Consider the following 18,993-nt stretch of genomic DNA (forward strand, 5'->3'; position numbering starts at 1 on the left):
CGCTCCTGTTCTTCGTCAGATAGCCCGCTATCTTCCTCATCACAGAAGCGAAAATGCCTCAAAAACTCATCCCAAATCATCGCACGATAAATTCAAAACAGCTTCTTATTTGTCTTTTTTCCCGAATAACGAGAAATGAACATAGCGTTTCGGATGTGTTTCCAGATCTTTCAACAAACTGGCCGCATTGGTCGCCGTTGCATTCAGATTCTGATATAAAGATGAATCATTCATCAGCAACCCGAGCGTATTGTCTTTCCGGTTCAATTTGTCTGTCAACATACGGACATTAGCCAATGTAGAATCTACTTTCAAGATAGTGGAAGCGTAATCCACACCTTTCAAATTACCGCTGATGACCTTTAGATTGGCTGTAATGTCATTGACGTTTCCCATCACCTGAGGCACATCGGTACTCATCAACTTGTTCAGCTGCTCACTGGTCGCATTCAAGGAGGCGGTCAACTGTTCGGCATTGTGCAACGTCTGGGCCAATGCCGGATCTGCCAACAGCTTGTTCAATGACCCCAAAATGGAATCCATTTTCGGCATCATCTGTTGCAGCTTCGGAAGCAAGTCCTGTTCAGCAGCTCCCATAAGTCCGTTGTTTGCCGAACCTGGAAGCGTATCTCCTTCATTATAATAGGTAGTATTCTGCAAGTCAAGCAGCAGATTCATCTTTACGGTACCCAACATTTCCGTCACCAGTTCAGCTCGGCTTCCCTTGGGTATTTTCATGTGTTCATCCAACTCAATGCCTACAAGCACATGACCAGGCTTTGCGTAATTGTACTGAATGTCACGCACGATACCAATCTTAAAGCCATTGGCAAACACCGGACTCGACTGAGGAAGTCCGTTTACATTTTCAAACTCTACCAGGTAATAACTCTCGGGCTTAAACATATTGATGCCCTTCAAGTATTTGATGCCGCAAAACAAGATGACCAGTGCAGCAATCCCCGCCAGTCCTATTTTAAATTCTTTTCTCATATATGCTTGTCTTTTTGTTTTAATTATCTGTTTCGTTTAAATTCCCGGATAGCCTGATTGACATTCATTTTCTCGCCATTCTTGAATGCTATGATGAAAGCATCCTTGAATTTTGCATCTACTTTCGTCCGCTTCAGGCGTAGTATCTGATTATAATCAACCGTCTCTCCATAAGTATACTTGTATAATCCTTTTTCTCTATACCGTCCTACAGGACTTAATCCTTTAAACAAGCGGCTCTTTGCTGGCAAGATCCGGTCGGAAGTCAATATCTGAATCTTAAAGACCGGTCTGTCTTCCACTCCGTCTTTCCTTGCCTGTTCTGTCTGAATGCCTGAATCTTCCTTTTCCTCTTCTGACACGGTTGAAACGGGAACATCTCCGCCCACACCAGCCGCCGGAGTCTTATGCTCTTGCTTATACCTCAAGAATGCCTGATAAATACTTTGGGCCAAAGCCGAGCTGCCTTTGTCGGACAACAAGTATTGCTCTTCGGCGGCATTGGTAATATATCCCAGTTCTATCAAGACGCTGGGCATTGTGGTTTCGCGCAACACCAGAAAGCCAGCCTGATGCACCCCCTTATCTATACGTCGTGCACTTTGGCGGAACTGTTTCTGAACCAATTGGGCAAAATTCACACTTTGTGCCATATACTTATCTTGAAGGAACTCGAAAATAATGTAACTCTCAGACGAATTGGGATTAAACCCGGCATAACGCTGTTTATAATCATCTTCTATCAAGATGACAGAGTTTTCTTTCTTTGCCACTTCCAGATTATCCTCCGTTCGGTGAAGTCCCAACGTATAGGTCTCCGTACCGCTCACCCTGCTGTTACGTGAAGCAACAGAATTGGTGTGGATGGAAATAAACAAGTCCGCCTTGGCAGCATTGGCAATGTCGGCACGTCTATGCAACGGCACAAATACATCTTTCTTGCGCGTATAAACCACCTTCGTATCACCACACTGCTCTTCTATCAACCTGCCTAATTTCAATGCGACATTCAGATTGATGTTCTTTTCTCGCCCACGTCTTCCCACAGCCCCCGGATCATTACCTCCATGTCCCGCATCTATAACTACGGTAAACGATTTGTCCGTAACTTCAGAAGCCGTTGCTACGAAAGACAGCAAGAAACAGCATATACATAATATGTTAAATCTATACTTTCCCATGTTTCCAGTCTGGTGCAAAGGTAATAGTTTTTTGTGGGTTTCTTCCTTTAGCCAGACAAGATTTCTTTATTTTAATGGAGAAAGCCTATAAAAACAGAAAAAAGGGCAACCATTTTAACGCTTTTCGTTATTTTTGCATCCTAAACTAAACGTAGGAAACACCATGCTACAATTTATCAAGAACTGGACGTTGCCTTTGGCCATGCTGGCAGGAGTCATAGGATATTTCTGCTTTGCCATGTTCGATTTCCTTCATCCACTCAAACCTTTCGTGAAGTTTCTAGTGGTCTGGCTTACTCCGCTGCTGATTTTTGCCCAACTGCTCCTTACGTTCTGCAAGATAGAAGTCAAAGACCTATCTCCGCGGCGATGGACCTGCATCTTGTTGCTTATCCAACTGATTTCCTGTCTGGCAGTAGCAGGAGTATTGCTCTGCATTCCTTTCAGCTCCGTATGGCGTATCTCACTTGAAGGAGCAATGGTCTGCCTCATCTGCCCCACTGCTACGGCTGCTGCAGTCATCACCAACAAACTAGGCGGAAGTGCCGCATCGCTTACCACTTATACATTGGCTTCCAATCTTCTGGCAGCCATAGTTGTCCCTTTGGTCTTTCCTCTGGTGGAACCTTCCGACATTCCGTTCGGCGAATCATTCATGCGGATACTAGGGAAAGTATTCCCTTTGCTGCTTTTTCCTTTCTTCATCGCGGTGTTGTTGCGACGTTATGCCCCACCTGTCCATCAATTTCTGGTAGGACTTAAGGACATGGCATTCTATCTTTGGGGAATATCCCTGACCATCGTAATGGGACAAACTACCCAATCTGTGATAGAAGGAAACACTTCCATAGCCGAAGAATGTATTATCGCTGCTCTGGCACTAGTCATCTGCTGCCTCCAGTTTTGGGGAGGAAAAAGCATCGGAGGAAAATACCACGACCGCATCAGTGGCGGACAGGCATTGGGACAAAAGAACACGGTGCTTGCCATTTGGATGGCAGCCACCTATCTGAACCCGCTTACAACCATCGCTCCAGGAAGCTACGTGGTGTGGCAAAATACCATCAACAGCTGGCAGCTTTGGAAGAAAAGGAAATCAGAAGAACGAATCACCAAACACAAACCATCAACGCTAAATACCTAAGGATATGAAAGAACAATATTGGAAGTATTCACTCATCATCATGATTGTAGGCTTGGGAATTCTATTATTCCGCCAGGCGCAGCCTTTCATGAACGGCATCTTGGGCGCATTCACCCTCTACCTGCTATTGCGCGGCTTCTCAAACTGGCTGAAAAAGAAAATCAAGCCTTTGGCCTCTGTATGGATTATCACAATTGGAACAACCCTGTTCATCCTGATACCACTTTCACTTTTCAGCTGGGCACTAGTCAATCAGATATCTAACCTACATTTCGATACTGCCGATATCATCCGCCCCGCCCAGCAAATGATAAGCATCATCGAGGAAAAGACAGGATTTGACGTATTGTCCGAAAAAAACCTGTCATTCATCATCAGCCAAGTGTCTTCTATCGGCCATTCCATCATGACTGGGGTAAGCGACCTGATAGTAAACCTTGCCGTAGCCATCATGCTCCTGTTTTTCATGTTATGGGAAGGAGACAAAATGGAGCAATTCATTTCCGAACTGCTTCCTTTCGAAGAAAACAACAAGCGCGAAGTGCTCCAGAAAATCCAGCTCATTGTCCGCTCCAATGCCATCGGAATCCCCCTCCTCGCCATCATTCAAGGATTTATCTCATTGTTCGGCTATTTGCTTTGCCATGCACCGAACCCGGTTCTCACGGCAATGCTTACCGGTTTCGCCTCCATCGTCCCTCTGGTAGGAACGGCTCTGGTATGGGTTCCGGTCACCGCTTATTTCTTCATCATCGGCGATTGGGTGCACGGACTGATACTACTTGCCTACGGAGGCATCATCATCTCGCAATGCGATAATCTCATCCGGTTCATCCTGCAAAAGAAAATGGCAAACATCCATCCGCTGATTACAATCTTCGGCGTGGTGGCAGGACTTCCCATCTTCGGCTTTATGGGCATCATTTTCGGACCGTTGCTGGTATCACTCTTCCTGCTGTTCCTCGACATGTTCCGAAAAGAATACCTTACGAACAATTGACAATGGACAACTAATAACAGACATCAGTAACTCAAGAACTTAAAAACTCAAGAACTCATGAAACTGAAACATTATGTATGGGCAGCCTTCGCGCTTGCCACCCTGCCGGTAATGGCAGAAGAGAAAGATGGATACAAGTTCAACACCGTAGTCCAGCAAAAAACGACCCCCGTAAAAGACCAGGCAATAAGCGGTACATGCTGGTGCTTCGCCACCACCTCGTTCATCGAATCGGAACTGCTGCGCCAAGGCAAAGGAGAATACGATCTCTCAGAAATGTTCATCGTGCGCCAGAAATACCTGAATCAGATGGCCGATAACTTCCTGCGCCACGGCAAGGGTAACGTAGGGCAAGGAAGCATCACCACCAGTTGGATGACTGCATTCAACCAAGTAGGTATCGTGCCCGAAGAAGTCTATACAGGCATTAACTACGACTCACCGGTACACAACCACTCCGAACTTGCCGGATACGTGGAAGCCCTCTCTGCAGAAGCAGTCAAACAAAGCAAGAACAGCCCCCAATACCAGCAGCTTGCCAATAGCCTGTTCGATATCTACTTCGGCAAACTCCCCGAAAAATTCACGTATAAAGGCAAAGAATACACCCCTGAAAGCTTTGCAGAAAGTCTGGACATCGACACCGACGACTATATCCCGCTCACCAGCTTCACCCACAAGCCCTATTACAAAGCATTCGAAGTGGAAATCCCCGACAACTGGGAGCACCAACGCATGTACAACCTTCCTCTGGATGAACTGATAAGCACAATGAACACGGCGCTGGAAAACGGATACACCCTATGTTGGGACGGTGACGTAAGCGAACCTGGGTTCTCGTTCAACAACGGAGTGGCAATCAATCCCGACGTAGAGAATGCCGACCTGTATAAAGACAGCGACCGTGCACGCTGGGGACAACTGAGCACAAAAGACCGGCTTGCCGAAGTATTCCATTTTAAGCGTCCGTATCCGGAAGTGAACGTCACTCCCGAAATCCGCCAGCAAGGCTACGAATCTGGAAAAACCACCGATGATCACCTGATGCACATTACCGGTATCGCAACCGACCAAAACGGCACCCGCTACTACATCACCAAGAACTCATGGGCAGCCGACGGGAACCGTTTCGGAGGATACCTGAACATGTCGGAAAGTTATGTCCGTGCCAAAACCATCTACATCCTGGTCCACAAAGATGCCCTCTCCCAAGAACTGAAAAAAAAGCTGGGGATATGATAACTATACCATATCATCGCCTGCCTTGGCAAAGGTGACACGGATGGTTTTATGGAACGGAATGAAGCGCGACACGATGGCTATCACCAGCGTCACGATGAACAGCCACCCCAGAATGTCCTTCAACGCCAGCAGCAGGCTTTGCTGCTGGAGCGTGGCATAAAGCGAAGAAGTCGCCATCTGTGCCGCTTCGGCATAACCGTGTCCTTGCCCTATTCCGCTGCTCAACGATTGGGAGAACCGCGATGCCGCCAGCGGGTCTGCCATCGTCAGGGTTTCCGATAACGAATGCATGTACTTTTGCTGCAGGTGGTAAAGCACGTTGCTGTAAAACGAAGTTGCCATAATCGGCGCCAGCACCGAACGGCTCAGTATCAGGAAAAAAGCATTCGAGAGCAGGAATTTCGGATTCAGGTCCTCTACCGAGAACAAGGCAAACGCGATAATCACAACCAGCATTCCCAGCCCGCGGATAAACACGGGGAAAAACAGCATCTCATACGTGCTTTCCGGCGAAACCGTAAAATACAATATGCCGAAAAACAGGGCAAAGCATGCCATGCCTCCGGCTATGAGGAAGCGGAAACGCCACCGTTGCCACCTGAACCACCAGAAGCAGATGAACGCCCCCAGCACATATCCCGGCAGCATCCATATATATAAAAGGTACGTACGCGCGGAATCCACTTGCAAGATGGAAGTCATATAGTTGGTGAGCAACGTGGTAGACGTGCTGAAAAACATCACCAGCATCATGTAGAGATATCCCACGATGGCTTTGGGCTGATACAAGGGAGCCAGATTGACGAAGGGCTTTTCGGCATGCGCCTGCAACCAAATGAAAAAGGCAATCAGTATGGGGCCGATAACCAGGTAGGCGCGAATCTTGAAAGAGGCCATCCAGTCGAGCATCTTCCCATAATCCGCCACGTACATCAGCATCAGCACCCCTACAGCCGCCACCAGCATTTCGCGCAGATGCAGTTCTTCGATCGGCAATCCCGTCCTGTCCTTGTCTTGCCGGAAGCAAATGATTACCGTCAGGACGCTCAGCAGCATCAGTGCCATTTCGAAATAATACATATACTTCCAGTCGTAATGGTATGCCAGTTCTGCCGTAAGCACCATCGAAAGCTGTCCGAACCCGAACACCAGCGGATAGAAATACGAGTAAAACTCGCTGCGTACATCCTTCGGGCTGAAGATGAATTTCACGATACGGATGAACCACAACATCATGAACCCCTTCAGGAAGCCGATGACAAAGCTTGCCACAATCAGGATATCCGCATTCTGTGAGCGGGCGCAAATCCAGCTCAGAAAGAACTGCAGGACAAGGTCGGCAAGCAGCAAAGGCTTCGCCGGAAAGGCAGAAAGCACTTTCGGTACAATGGGATAGCCGATTGCCATCCCTGCCGATGCGGCGTAATAAGCCATCGTGATGTCCTCGGTATTCGTGCCCAGCGTATTCGACACCTCGAGCATGCTGCCCGTATAAGCGCCGTTGACCATCAATACCGGCAATATCACGATGAAAAGAGCAGCCACCGCCAGCCAGTCGGGCACCCACCTCCGAACGGGAAGTCCCAAACTCCTTACATCCATCATTTCCGCAAAGCCTCCGTCTCTACCATCATTCCGGCACGCAGATGCCGCATGTCGTCATCCGACGCGTCTTTCAAGTCGATGCGCACCGGAATGCGTTGCTGCACCTTTACGAAGTTTCCTGCCGAATTATCGGTCGGCACCAGCGAATACTTCGATCCGGTGGCTTCCGATATGGCCGTCACTTCTCCCCGGAACACCCTGCCCGGCAAGGCATCTACCTTGATGCGTACGGGCTGGCCGATGTAAATATGCATAATCTGAGTCTCCTTGTAGTTGGCGGTCACCCACTTGTCATCCCCTCTTACCAGATACGAAATGGTCTGTCCCGCCTGCACATATTGCCCCGGTTCCAGTGTGCGCCTGCCCATATACCCGTCGTAGGGGGCTATCAGTATCGTGTACGACAGGTTCAGCCTTGCCAGGTCGAGGTCTGCCTCCATGCGCAGGATGGTGGCCTCGGCGCTTACGGTCCGCTTGCTGGTTTCGGTATATTGCGACTGGGCGGCACGTTTTTGCTCCAGCAAAGCCTGATAGCGTGCTTGGGCTGCCTCGTACGATGCCTTTGCCTGCTCGAACTGCTGCTGGGGGATGGATTCTTCTTTCAATAACCGCTGGAAACGGTGATAGTCTTGTTCCAGTTGCCACAAGCGTGCCTTTGCCTCGGCAATGTTGGCGTCTTGCACCGCAATGTTGGCGTGCGAGGTTTCAATGCCCGAATGCAGGACATCTTGTGCTCCCCGTGCATCCAGCAAAGCCGCTTCGGCCTCTTTTACCCGAATCAGGTATTCGCTATTGTCCAGTACCAGCAACGTATCACCTTTGTGCACATATTGGTGTTCCCTGAAACGCACTTCCTTGATATAGCCCGATGCCCGGACATTCAACGGAGCCACATACTGGTCGATAAAGGCATCGTTGGTTACCTCATAATTGAAATAACGCCAAAAATAAGTGGCGGTCCACCATAGTCCGGAACCGGCAAGGACGATGCACACCATGTTCAATATCCGGTTCCGCATACGTAACTTCCTCAGTCTTTCTCGTTTTATTCTTAGTTCTCCCATGATTTTTCTTTTTTCAGGTACTAGGTGACTAGGGACTAGTTGACTAGATTTTACTAAATACTAGTCAGTGTCATGCTGGATTACAAACAAACTATTCAAGACCTAGTTCCTAGTACCTCGTCAACTAGTCCTTAATACCTGATCAACTTATTTCACAATCTTCCGCAGGCTCTTTCCAGTTGAAAATAAGTATAGATGACCTGCGTGCGTGCCGATGTAAGTTGCAGTTCCGCGTTCAACCTCACCGCATTGGCATCCAGCAAGTCGGTCAGTATCGCCAGCTGGTTCAGATACCGGTTCTGCATAATGCGATAGTTCTCTTCCGCCTGGTGCACGGAAAGCTTCAAGGCATCTACCTGGCGCAAAGCTTCCCAGTGGCGGAGAAATGCCGTGCGTACCGTTACGCGCACCTGTTGCTTTTTCTGTTCTTCGGCATTCAGGTTCATCTGCACGGCAAACTTGCTTTCCTTCACCCGGTGATTGTTCTTATACAATGACGAGAGGGGATAAGAGACTGACAATCCGAAATTCCACGCATTGTTATACATGTCCGCCATCGTGCGCGACACGGGGCGTGCCAACGTATTCGAGGCATAAAGCGAAATGCTGGGCAAAGCTTCGGCCTTGGTCAGGCGAACCTCGTTTTTGGCTATTTCGGTCTGCTTGCGCAACAATTGCATGGCAGGGTCGTTCAGGTACGCCTCTTCTACGTAAGCGTCATACTCCTGCAATGCCACCGAACGCCGGAGCAAGGACGTATCGGGCAAAAGCATGCGGTTCTCGTCCAGTCCCAGCAAGATGTCGAGCTGTTGCGAAACCAGCGCCAGGCTGTTCTCGGTTTCGGTCAGCGACAGGCGGTCGTTCGTGAGCTGCATTTCACTGCGCAACACGTCGTTGTTCGTAATCAGGCCTTCCTTCTTCATCTGGCGGATATCTTTCAACCGAAGCTCTGATTCCTCGATGTTCCGCATCAGCACCTCGCGCTGCTTGTACAGGCTGAACAGGCTCATATACTGTTCCAGCAGTTCAAGCTTCACGTCGGCACGGTCGGAGGCGGAACGAAGTGCGGCGGCATGGGTCTGCAGGTCTGCCCTCCGGATGGCGTAGCGGATTCTTCCGCCTTCGTAAAGCGGCTGGGTAAAATCTATCGCATAGTTCTGCAACCAGTCGGGCGTGTCGGGACGCACGGCATCCGACAAACCGCGCTGGAATACCACTGGCTGCCCTACGACACCCCCGCGCAAGCCTATCTGCAAATCGGGCAGGCGCGAAGTGCGGGCGGTCTTGCCACGTTCGTATGCCATAGCCTCGTCCAAGGCATCTGCCTGAAGGCGCAAGCTATTCTCCACGCCCAAGCGGAACAGTTCATCTACAGTCAGGAACAACGAGTCGGCAGGCTGGTCCTCTTTTATTCCTTCCTTTTCTGCTGCCTGCACATCTATGAAGGCAAGGGCGCAAACGCCCCAGAGCAACAGGCTAAACTTTTTCCAACACATCGCCGGTAAGTTTTAAATCAGCTGACATCGACTCTACTTTCTCCAGCCCTATGGCAACGCCGGCAGACTCGTAAATAGCATCCAGCGCAATGCTGATGCGCTTGTAAAACAAGCTCCCTTCTTCGCTCAGGAAGACCTGCTTGTTCCGGCGGTCGGAAGGGCTTTCCAGCCGGTACACATAATTCTTTTTCTCCAGATTCATTATCAGGTTCGACAATGCGGCTTTTCCTTTGGCTATGCGTTCTGCCAGCACCTGCTGGGAGATGCCTTGTTCTTCCCACAAACACCGCAATACCTGAAGCATCTCGAATGTAATCCCTGCTTCTGTCTTTTTCAGAGCCCGTTGCACAGCACGCCTGAAGGTCATCCGCGTACGAAACAACTGCAACATCAGCTCCCTGAATGCAGCACTTTCTTTTTCCATAAAAACAATCTTCATCCTTTTCGGGGCGCAAAGATACGCATTCTTCTCGAATTAGTCAAATAGTTGACTAAATAAATCAAAAGCTATTCACCACACTCTCATTAAGAACAAACAAGTCTTTCATTGACTAGAGAATCATTCTTTTTGCACATAATAATGCAGGAAACACCACTTGGGGAACTTTGTAACCCCCTTTCAACTCCCTTATTGGCATCAATAATAAATGTGCATGACTTACTTTACCAACCTGCCAAACGCACTTTATGCGTAGGAGCCGGAAATGCTTTATCGATGTCATGCAGGTCTTCTTCCGTCAAGGATATGTCGAGGCTTCGGGCATTCTCCTCCACATGGGCGATGCTGCTTGCTTTGGGAATAGCGATGACATTCTGTGTACGCATTACCCACGCCAGCATGATTTGTGTGGAAGTGGCATTATGCCTGCGGGCAATCTCTATCAGCGTCTTGTGGTTGCGCAACCTTCCTTCGCCCAACGGTGTATAAGCCATGACGGGAATCTGATGCTGACCGCTCCATGGAATAAGGTCGTATTCAATGCCCCTGTCTTTTAGGTTGTAGAGCACCTGATTGGCGGCACAGTCCTTTCCGTGTGGTAAAGAAAGAATATGTTCCATATCGTCCACATCCAAATTACTCATGCCCCATTGCCGGATCTTTCCTTCCTGCTGCAATTCCACCAAAGCACGGACAGTCTCGGAGAACGGATAACGGCCTATCCAATGCAGCAAGTAAAGGTCGATGTAATCCGTGCCGAGCCGCTGGAGACTCCGTTCGCAAGCCCGCTTTGTTCCCTCGTAGCTGGCATTGCTTGGCAAAACCTTGCTGACGATGAACGCCTGTTCGCGGCAATCGCGCACGGCTTCGCCCACAAGGTCTTCCGTGTCGTACATCTCGGCAGTATCTATTAATGTCAGACCCAAGTCAATGCCCCGGCGCAGGGCTTGTATTTCTTCGTTGCGCCTGCGCCCCATCTGGTAGGTGCCTTGTCCGAGCGGGCAGACTTGCTGCCCGTTTCGGAAAGTGACATGTTTATCCATATCGCTCATCATTTCAGGTTCTCGCGGTAGAACGCCTCTATCTTGTCGAACGGTATCTTGTCGAAGTTGTCGTAGAGGTCGGTGTGGTTGGCGCCGGGGATAATCAGCAGCTCCTTGTTGTCGCCGGTCAGCTTCTTGTAGGTGTCCTCGCTGAAGTAGCGCGAATGAGCCTTCTCCCCATGGACAAGCAGCACGGCAGTGCGGATTTCGCCTGCGTAAGACAGTATCGGCATGTTCAGGAACGAGAGTGTCGATGTCTTGTTCCAGCCACCGTTGGAGTTAAGCGAACGCTTGTGGTAACCGCGCTCCGTCTTATAATAGGCGAAGTAGTCTTTCAGGAATTGCGGAGCGTCATCGGGCACAACATCGGGCAGGCCTCCGGCAAGTTCATACGAACCGTTGCGATAGTCTGCTGTACGTTGTGCATTCAGTTGGCGGCGCAGTTCGTGACGTGCGTCGGCATTGTCGGCGGCATCGAAATAGCCGTTGGCATTGACACGGCTCATGTCGTACATGGTGGCGGCAACGGTGGCCTTGATGCGGGTGTCGATGGCTGCGGCATTGACTGCCATGCCACCCCAACCGCAGATGCCGAGAATACCTATCTGTTCCGGGTTCACATCGTTGCGAGTTGAGAGATAGTCCACTGCTGCACAGAAGTCCTCGGTATTGATGTCGGGTGATGCTACATAACGGGGCTGACCGCCGCTCTCGCCTGTGAACGACGGGTCGAAGGCTATTGTGAGAAAGCCGCGCTTAGCCAGTTCCTGTGCATACAGTCCGGATGCCTGTTCCTTAACAGCTCCGAATGGACCGCAGACAGCTATGGCAGGCAGTTTGCCCGTTGCACCTTTAGGCACATACAGGTCGGCGGCAAGCGTGATGCCGTAACGGTTGTGGAACGTGATTTTACTGTGATTCACTTCGTCACTCTGCGGGAACACCTTGTCCCATTCTTGCGTTAGATTCAATTTTTCTTCCATAATGCTATTCGTATTAAGTTGATTTTCTTGTGCCATGAGGCTGCCCGTGCCGCAGAGGCAGGCGAGCAAAGCCGTGCAGATTGATTTCATTGCTGTTGTTTTCATATTCTTCTGTTGTTTAGATTATCAATACCAGTCATGTTTCTCGTTCCGGTCGAGTGCGTCAATGCGTGCCATTTCTTCCGGTGTCAGTTCGAAGTCGAACACGGAGATGTTCTCTTTCTGGTGGTCGGGATTGCTCGAACCGGGGATGACCGCCACACCGTGCTGCAAGTCCCAACGCAATATGATTTGTGCGGGGGATTTGCCATGCGCTTCGGCTATCTCTTTAAGAGTTTCGTTGCTGAACATTGCCTTTGTATAGCCTCTGCCGCCGAAGGGATACCACCCCTCTATGACAATGCCGTTGCGGTGCATAAATTCCCTCACCTCTTTCTCCTGATAATAGGGATGAATCTCGTTCTGCGTCATCACGGGCTTGATGCTCACTTTCGGCAGGAACTCCGTCATCTCCTTTATATAATAGTTGGACACGCCGAGCGAGCGTATCTTGCCTTCCGCCACGGCTCGCTCCATCGCTTTGTAGGCTTCCACGTCATTGTCGCCCGGATGGTGCAGCAGCATCAAGTCCACATAGCCAATGTTAAGTCTTGCAAGAGAGGCTTCGATGGCTTCCTCCGCGTGGCCGAACTCGTTGGGATAAAGCTTGGTGCAGATGAAGAACTCCTCACGGGGCACTCCAGAGCGGCGTATCGCTTCGCCCACTTCCTCCTCGTTTCCGTAGAATGTGGCGGTATCGAACTTGCGGTAGCCCAACTTGATGGCGGAGAGTATGGCGTTGATGCACTCGTCTCCGTGCAGGCTGTATGTTCCCAATCCGAGTACGGGCATGGTGTAGCCGCTGCTGAGCGTAATGACAGGCGGCTTGCCGTTCTCGCCCGTGGTCAGGTCGAACAAGCCTTCGCCGCTTACCACGGTATCATTTGCGTTCACATCGCTGCCACCAGTAATCTCATTTTCCGTCGTCTGCTGATGCGTTCCGTCCGTGCCGCAGGCGTTTGCTGACAAAGCCATGCAACACAGCATCGTGAAGAATAACAGTTTTCGTTTCATCATATCCTATCCGTTTGATTTCTTATTACGATACAAAGATACGCCGAAAAAGCTGCCGAATGATTGGTGTGAGGCTCAAATAGTATTGGTGAAAAGGTCAATTTGCAAGGCGTATCAAGTCAGTAAGGCGCAAAAAAATCCCGCAACGTTTGTCCCCACGTTGCGGGATTTCTTCATAATGTTGCCGGATAGTTACTCCATCGGATTTTCCGTCTGGCTTTCTTCCTCATCATCCTCATTATCTTCGGGCACCTGCGTCTCGTCGCTTTCCTTGCCCAACCATTCCATGAACGTGATGCCTTCGTCGGCAACGAGGGCACGGGTGTAGCCGCCGCTCATGTTACGGGTACGGTCGGGCGTGAACTGCACACGCAGGCCAGTAATCTGGTCACTGTTCACTTCCTCTTTCGTAGCAACGCCGTTGCCTGCCGAAACGGTGGTGTAGCGGAACCAGCCCAGTCCTTCAAAATGCACGGCACGGCTTTCTTTCATGAAATCCGCCATAATGTTGGGCAGGGCACGGAGCACGGCGTGAGTGTCGGCGGGCGACACGGTTGATTCACGTGCGATGCGGTTGGCAAGTTCCTGCGTCTCCACAGGCTTGCCCACGGTGACGCTGCGGGGATACCACAGGTCGTTGATTGCTTGCTTTACTCGTTTCCAGAATATCATACAAACCTCCTTTCTTGTGTCTTTCGTCCTTCCTTATCAAACGCCTTTGCAACCGATTGACTGACAAGCGGTTGTCTTTTGTCCCCGACGAGGAGGTCGTGTGTCCCTGACGGGAAATCGGGGTGTCTGCGGGCAGGTTGTCGCTTAGATAATTCTTGACAGAAAGGCGGGTTAAACTTAAAATTGTTTTGCCTTTACCTATTTCGTTTCTCACCACTTCACCGGTTCATTCAGAATCACGCCGTCGGTTGCGTCTTCTGCCGTGAACGTATCGCCCCGATACTGCACGCAGAGCATTACGAGCGGAGTTGTCCCGTTGTTGCGCACGCTGCGCTTACCGTCGGGAGACACGCGCACCACGCTGCCTTCTTCAACGGGGAACACCTGTCCGTCCACTTGGAATTCACCCTTTCCCGCAAGGAAGAAATAAAGTTCCTCATGGTTCTTGTGGGTGTGAAGGAATCCCGTTTCCGTGCCGGGCTGGAACATCTGGAAGGAGAACTCGCTGCCGGTAGCTTGAAGTGCCGAGCCTCCGAACACCTTTCCCGGAATCTTCACTTCGGGCGAAAGCTCTATCACATAGTCACTCAGTTCACTCAGTTTGCCAACGCTTATTGCGTTGAAGTTTTTGGCTGCTGCCACGTTCTTAATTGCTTTCATTTCTGTAATTTTTTTATAAGGTTTATAATTTGATGGTTTCCCCGTCTTCCGGGATAAGCAGGCGGGACATATCGACACCGTGGTGCAGTGCCTCGTTGCGCAGGATGGCGCGAGTGGTCTGCCCGTGGTCCGTAGCATCCATGTGGACGGCTATCAGCTTGATTTGCCCAGGCAGTTCATCAAGCATCTGCATTACCTCGGCTTCATCGGGGATGATGCAGCCGTCCACCTTGGAGAACTCCGGGAAGACCGCTCCGCCGCTGTTCACAACAATGTAGTCGGGCTTGAACCGTTCCACTGTTTCGCGAATGCACGTCTCCCATTTGCAATCGCCCATGATATAGACCGTAGGACAGCCCTCTGCCGTCAGGACGTAGCCCGACACAGGTCCCATCATCTCGCCAATCTTGCCGAAACCGTGATGGCCGCTCACACGATGAATGGCCATACCCTCCACTGTCATCTTGTCTTCGATTACCTCCACCCGGGTAAAGCCGTCCTGCTCCACCGTCGCCTTGTCTTGCGGCTGAACATAATAACGGATGTCTTTAGGCAGATGTTGTTTCACGGTTTCATCGTAGTGGTCGGGATGAATATGGGTCTGCAACACCATGTCCAACCCTTCGGTTATTTCACTGACGGGCATGGTCAGATGTACACGTGGAGTCTTATACACGCCGATTGCCGACTGCATGCTTCCCTTATCGGCAAAGAACGGGTCGACAAGGATGTTGTGTCCTGCATAATTGATTCTCAAGGTGGCATTGCGCACCAAACGGATAGATGTTGTTTCCATTATCTTCTATGCTTTTAATGTTTACGGTTGCAAAGTTCGGCAGAATCTTCCCGCACCTCTATGCCCAAAACAGGGGAATAAATGCCATTTTGATAAAGGAATATATTACCTTTGTGGAAATTTCAAGCGTATGAAAGAGATAATCAACCCCGAACGACTGGTCAGCGTGCCGTTCAGCAAGACGGATTGCGGCGTGGATTTCTACATCAACACCGCCACGAACAAGGACATCGGCCCTGTGCTGACCGAATACAAACGGTTCAAGACGGACTTCTTCAGTTTCTATTTTCTTCGGAAGGCAAACGGTTTCCTGTTGCTGAACTTCCGCAAGATAGAGCTGTATGACGGTATGGTGTTGCTCCTCTCGCCCCACCAACAACAGGAATGGCATGTGGACGAAGCGGCATTGGACTATACGTTCCTCATTTTCCGTGAGGACTTCATGCGCACATTCATTGCCGACAAGTTCTTTGTCTATCGCTTGCTCTACTATTACCAGACCGATACGCCGCCCTACCTGTATGCCTCGCCCGAAGAACTGGCGGAATACATGCGCTTGCTCGCGAAGATAAAGCGGGAATTGCTGCATCCCGTGGCGGATACGTACAACCTCATCGTCTCCGTGCTCTATTACCTGCTGCTGATTATCAACCGGGCATACGCTGCCGCATACCGCCTGCCCGTAGAAATCGCGAAGAACAATTACGCCTTCCAATTCAAGGACTTGCTGGAACAGCACATCCGCACCATGCAGCGGGTGCAGGAGTATGCCGACAAGCTTCACATCAGCCGCATCACGCTGAATACTTCGGTCATGGCGCAGTTCGGCGTATCAGCCACCCACCTGCTGAAACAACGTCTGTTGGAAGAACTGAAGAACGAACTGCTCTTCTCCAACCGCACCGTCAGCGAACTGGCGGACGATTTCCATTTCTCCGACCCCAGCCACCTGATGCGCTTCTTCAAACAGCAGACGGGGAAGACGTTCACGCAATATCTACAGGATTATAAGAATGGTATTTATGAATAAAATATATGGTACTCATGCCCAAGATTCTGAACGCAAAGACCGTCCACGACTACAACGCCTACGTCGGGCACGCTGACCAGCATCCGTTGGTCAGCGTCATCGACTATGCCGCGCTGCCGCCCATACGCCACAGCCGCACCCGTTTCTCCGTCTATGCCCTCTTTCTGCGCGATGATTGCTTGGAGGATTTGACTTACGGATGCAGCAAGTACGATTATCGGGAGGGAACGCTTATTTGTGTGTCGCCGGGACAAATAGGCGGTGTGGAAGACAACGGCGAGGTGTTCCGCATCGAGGGTTGGGCGTTGCTGTTTTCGCCCGAACTGCTGCACGGCACGCCGCTTGCCGCACGGATGAAAGAGTTTACCTTCTTTGCCTATCAGGTGAACGAAGCCCTGCACATGACCGCCGAGGAACGGGCTACCCTCATCGCCCTGATGAAGCAGATACAGGAAGAATTATGCAGGCATCCCGATGTGCACCAACGGACTATCCTTGTCGCCTACATCGAGTTGATACTCAACTTCTGCCTGCGCTTCTACGAACGCCAGTTCGCCACACGGAAATCGAGCAATCACGATGTGTTGCCCAGAGACGGGTATTTATGCGGATACGATGACCTGACCCAGCTGCCGGTAGACATACTGGAAGACATCATCATCCGCATCTACCAAGATGGTTTGCACTGCACTTGGAAATCTGGGACAGGGAAGATACGGAAGAAAGATGTTATTCGGACGAAGAGTGCGATTTATGGGGAGTGCTTTGCGGAGAAGAGCGCAGATATACTCCTTTTTGGGGTGTGATGAGAGACCATGTCTACGTCAACGAAAAAGAACCGGAAGACAATAGTCAGCCCCAACAACGCCTGTACAATTCCATCTTGGAAGACAGATTAAAAGAAAAACAAGCAAACGGGTTGGGAAAAGACTTCTGCTAGATGAAAGAAACATACAAGCTTTCGTGGCAGGACATGATGCAGATTTCACGCTTCAACCTGACTGTCAAGATGTATTACGATTAAATTAAACGACCAAAAACCATGACAAAAGACCTGTTTGACAAATATATATGGCTGGTAGATACTATCTACCGTGCCGGAAAAATCACTCTCGAAGAAATCAACAAACGGTGGATACGTTCCCAGTTAAGTGAAGGAACCAGCCTGCCACACCGCACGTTCCACAACTGGCGCAACGCTATCGAGCAAGTATTCGACATCAATATCGAATGCGACCGCAAAGCTGGTTATTATTACTACATCGAGAATGCCGACGACATGGAAAAGGGAGGCGTACGCAACTGGCTGCTCAACACGTTTGCCGTAAACAACCTCATCAACGAAAGCCATCACTTGAAACGTCGCATCTTATTCGAAAACATACCGTCGGGCAGGCAATTCCTGACTCCCATTATCGAAGCGATGCGCGACGGACTGGAAGTGAACATGCTGCATCAAAGTTATTGGCGAGACACCCCCACCCTATACACCGTACAGCCCTATTGCATCAAAGTGTTCAGGCAACGCTGGTATGTCGTAGGCTTTTGCAAAGAGCGTAACGCCCTGCGCACGTTTTCGTTAGACCGGATACACCAGCTGACTACTTCAGACATACATTTCACTTACCCAAAAACTTTCGACCCGGAAGGATATTTTGCCGATTGTTTCGGCATCATTGTAGACGATGAGGATGTCGAGACTGTACGGATAAAAGTATCTGCCACACACCGGCAATACGTGCGTGCCCTGCCACTACATTCCTCCCAAACAGAAGTAGAGACAACGGATGAATACTCCATTTTCGAATACCGTATCAAACCGACTTTCGATTTCAAACAAGAAATCCTTTCGAGAGGAACCGACATGGAAGTCCTTACTCCCGAATACTTCAGAAAAGATATTGCAGACACCATTCGGAAAATGTCTGCCCACTACCTATAATCCCAAAACTTTGTCATCTGTATTCGAAACAGGAGGACGATAAAAAGAAAATTTGAATCTAACCCGATTATGAAACAGAAATTTTACCATAAATAATATAAATCAGAAGTTAAACGTAAAATGAATGTCCGCATTTATAGTCAAAAAGAAATGGTTTGCGAATTAGACAACCGGAATTTAAGAGTCAGAAGTGACTCCAACTCTTCTTTATAGTTTCCGATATTGTCGAAGAAATCCTTAACGGCCTGCCTGAATTTCTCTTTTGTCCTGTAGAAACCGGTATTGATGACCTTCTTGCGGAGGAATTTCCAAAGCCTCTCAATCAGATTGAGGTTCGGCGAGTAGGGCGGCAGGAATATCTGCCTGATTTTTGTCCCGTCCACCCATTCCTTGAGCTTTTTGTTGTGATAATAACGGGCATTGTCGGAAATGATATAGATGAACGGGGCCTCCGGATGCCTGTCCAAGGCCGCCTGATAAACTTCTTTTGTGGATTCGGCATTGACGCTTTCGCAATCATGGGCTATCACGTCTGTCACGTCATGCGCGTTAAGCAACCCGTTGATGTTCACCCTGTCACGACCGCTGAC

At 49.9% G+C, this 18,993-nt stretch carries 20 protein-coding genes; 7 read left to right on the forward strand and 13 right to left on the reverse strand.

The window, feature by feature from the left end:
• Positions 1-105: 105 nt before the first annotated feature.
• Both B5F78_RS12275 and B5F78_RS12280 read right to left on the reverse strand, forming a co-directional pair.
• Positions 106-993, reverse strand: a complete 888-nt coding sequence (locus B5F78_RS12275; RefSeq protein WP_022040422.1) for an MlaD family protein — start codon at positions 991-993, stop codon at positions 106-108.
• A gap of 23 nt (positions 994-1,016) precedes the next feature.
• Complete coding sequence (locus B5F78_RS12280) at positions 1,017-2,174, reverse strand: N-acetylmuramoyl-L-alanine amidase family protein (RefSeq protein WP_087406837.1); 1,158 nt, start codon at positions 2,172-2,174, stop codon at positions 1,017-1,019.
• Between the two features lie 163 nt (positions 2,175-2,337).
• On the opposite strand from B5F78_RS12280, the gene B5F78_RS12285 reads away from it, so the two are divergent.
• Genes B5F78_RS12285 through B5F78_RS12295 form a run of 3 tightly spaced genes read left to right on the forward strand, consistent with a single transcriptional unit; the run spans position 2,338 to position 5,557 of the window.
• Positions 2,338-3,318, forward strand: a complete 981-nt coding sequence (locus B5F78_RS12285) for a bile acid:sodium symporter (RefSeq protein WP_022040420.1) — start codon at positions 2,338-2,340, stop codon at positions 3,316-3,318.
• 4 nt (positions 3,319-3,322) lie between these two features.
• Positions 3,323-4,318, forward strand: a complete 996-nt coding sequence (locus B5F78_RS12290; protein ID WP_022040419.1) for an AI-2E family transporter — start codon at positions 3,323-3,325, stop codon at positions 4,316-4,318.
• Between the two features lie 57 nt (positions 4,319-4,375).
• Entirely contained in the window at positions 4,376-5,557 is a 1,182-nt protein-coding gene (locus tag B5F78_RS12295) for a C1 family peptidase (RefSeq protein ID WP_087406838.1), read from the forward strand.
• Positions 5,558-5,560: 3 nt separating this feature from the next.
• On the opposite strand, the gene B5F78_RS12300 is transcribed toward B5F78_RS12295, so the two are convergent.
• The 10 genes from B5F78_RS12300 to B5F78_RS12345 all read right to left on the reverse strand — a co-directional run bounded on the left by B5F78_RS12300 (position 5,561) and on the right by B5F78_RS12345 (position 15,431).
• Entirely contained in the window at positions 5,561-7,165 is a 1,605-nt protein-coding gene (locus tag B5F78_RS12300; RefSeq protein WP_022040417.1) for an MFS transporter, read from the reverse strand.
• On the reverse strand, positions 7,162-8,229 hold the full coding sequence (locus B5F78_RS12305; RefSeq protein ID WP_087406839.1) for an HlyD family secretion protein: 1,068 nt from the start codon (positions 8,227-8,229) through the stop codon (positions 7,162-7,164). Before B5F78_RS12305 ends, B5F78_RS12300 begins: the two co-directional genes overlap by 4 nt.
• Positions 8,230-8,381: 152 nt before the next feature.
• The gene (locus tag B5F78_RS12310; protein ID WP_140400149.1) at positions 8,382-9,725 is read right to left on the reverse strand and encodes a TolC family protein; all 1,344 of its coding nucleotides are present in this window, start codon (positions 9,723-9,725) and stop codon (positions 8,382-8,384) included.
• Positions 9,706-10,149, reverse strand: coding sequence for a MarR family winged helix-turn-helix transcriptional regulator (locus tag B5F78_RS12315; RefSeq protein ID WP_087249798.1), 444 nt, complete (start codon positions 10,147-10,149; stop codon positions 9,706-9,708). Before B5F78_RS12315 ends, B5F78_RS12310 begins: the two co-directional genes overlap by 20 nt.
• A gap of 239 nt (positions 10,150-10,388) precedes the next feature.
• A complete protein-coding gene (locus B5F78_RS12320; protein ID WP_164470547.1) occupies positions 10,389-11,207 on the reverse strand; it encodes an aldo/keto reductase in 819 nt (272 codons plus the stop codon).
• Positions 11,208-11,215: 8 nt separating this feature from the next.
• Positions 11,216-12,295, reverse strand: a complete 1,080-nt coding sequence (locus B5F78_RS12325) for an alpha/beta hydrolase (protein ID WP_087406841.1) — start codon at positions 12,293-12,295, stop codon at positions 11,216-11,218.
• Between the two features lie 21 nt (positions 12,296-12,316).
• A complete protein-coding gene (locus B5F78_RS12330; protein ID WP_087406842.1) occupies positions 12,317-13,306 on the reverse strand; it encodes an aldo/keto reductase in 990 nt (329 codons plus the stop codon).
• Positions 13,307-13,495: 189 nt separating this feature from the next.
• The gene (locus tag B5F78_RS12335) at positions 13,496-13,975 is read right to left on the reverse strand and encodes an HU family DNA-binding protein (RefSeq protein WP_087406843.1); all 480 of its coding nucleotides are present in this window, start codon (positions 13,973-13,975) and stop codon (positions 13,496-13,498) included.
• A gap of 210 nt (positions 13,976-14,185) precedes the next feature.
• Positions 14,186-14,635 (reverse strand): cupin domain-containing protein, encoded by a 450-nt coding sequence (locus tag B5F78_RS12340; protein WP_087406844.1) that lies wholly within the window; start codon positions 14,633-14,635, stop codon positions 14,186-14,188.
• A gap of 22 nt (positions 14,636-14,657) precedes the next feature.
• Positions 14,658-15,431: an MBL fold metallo-hydrolase gene (locus B5F78_RS12345; protein WP_443104998.1), complete on the reverse strand. Its 774-nt coding sequence runs from the start codon at positions 15,429-15,431 to the stop codon at positions 14,658-14,660.
• 130 nt (positions 15,432-15,561) lie between these two features.
• Between B5F78_RS12345 and B5F78_RS12350 the strand changes: the two genes are divergently transcribed.
• The 4 genes from B5F78_RS12350 to B5F78_RS12360 all read left to right on the forward strand — a co-directional run bounded on the left by B5F78_RS12350 (position 15,562) and on the right by B5F78_RS12360 (position 18,403).
• Positions 15,562-16,461, forward strand: a complete 900-nt coding sequence (locus B5F78_RS12350) for a helix-turn-helix domain-containing protein (RefSeq protein ID WP_087406846.1) — start codon at positions 15,562-15,564, stop codon at positions 16,459-16,461.
• 14 nt (positions 16,462-16,475) lie between these two features.
• The gene (locus B5F78_RS12355) at positions 16,476-17,267 is read left to right on the forward strand and encodes a hypothetical protein (RefSeq protein ID WP_140400150.1); all 792 of its coding nucleotides are present in this window, start codon (positions 16,476-16,478) and stop codon (positions 17,265-17,267) included.
• Positions 17,267-17,401, forward strand: a complete 135-nt coding sequence (locus B5F78_RS17970; RefSeq protein ID WP_255376628.1) for a hypothetical protein — start codon at positions 17,267-17,269, stop codon at positions 17,399-17,401. Before B5F78_RS12355 ends, B5F78_RS17970 begins: the two co-directional genes overlap by 1 nt.
• 102 nt (positions 17,402-17,503) lie before the next feature.
• Positions 17,504-18,403, forward strand: coding sequence for a helix-turn-helix transcriptional regulator (locus B5F78_RS12360; protein WP_087406848.1), 900 nt, complete (start codon positions 17,504-17,506; stop codon positions 18,401-18,403).
• 140 nt (positions 18,404-18,543) lie between these two features.
• On the opposite strand, the gene B5F78_RS12365 is transcribed toward B5F78_RS12360, so the two are convergent.
• Positions 18,544-18,993 (reverse strand): transposase (locus B5F78_RS12365; protein WP_206421956.1); only part of this gene is annotated, 450 nt, incomplete at its 5' end.

The sequence above is a fragment of the Bacteroides sp. An279 genome (assembly GCF_002159615.1).
Lineage (GTDB): Bacteria > Bacteroidota > Bacteroidia > Bacteroidales > Bacteroidaceae > Phocaeicola > Phocaeicola intestinalis.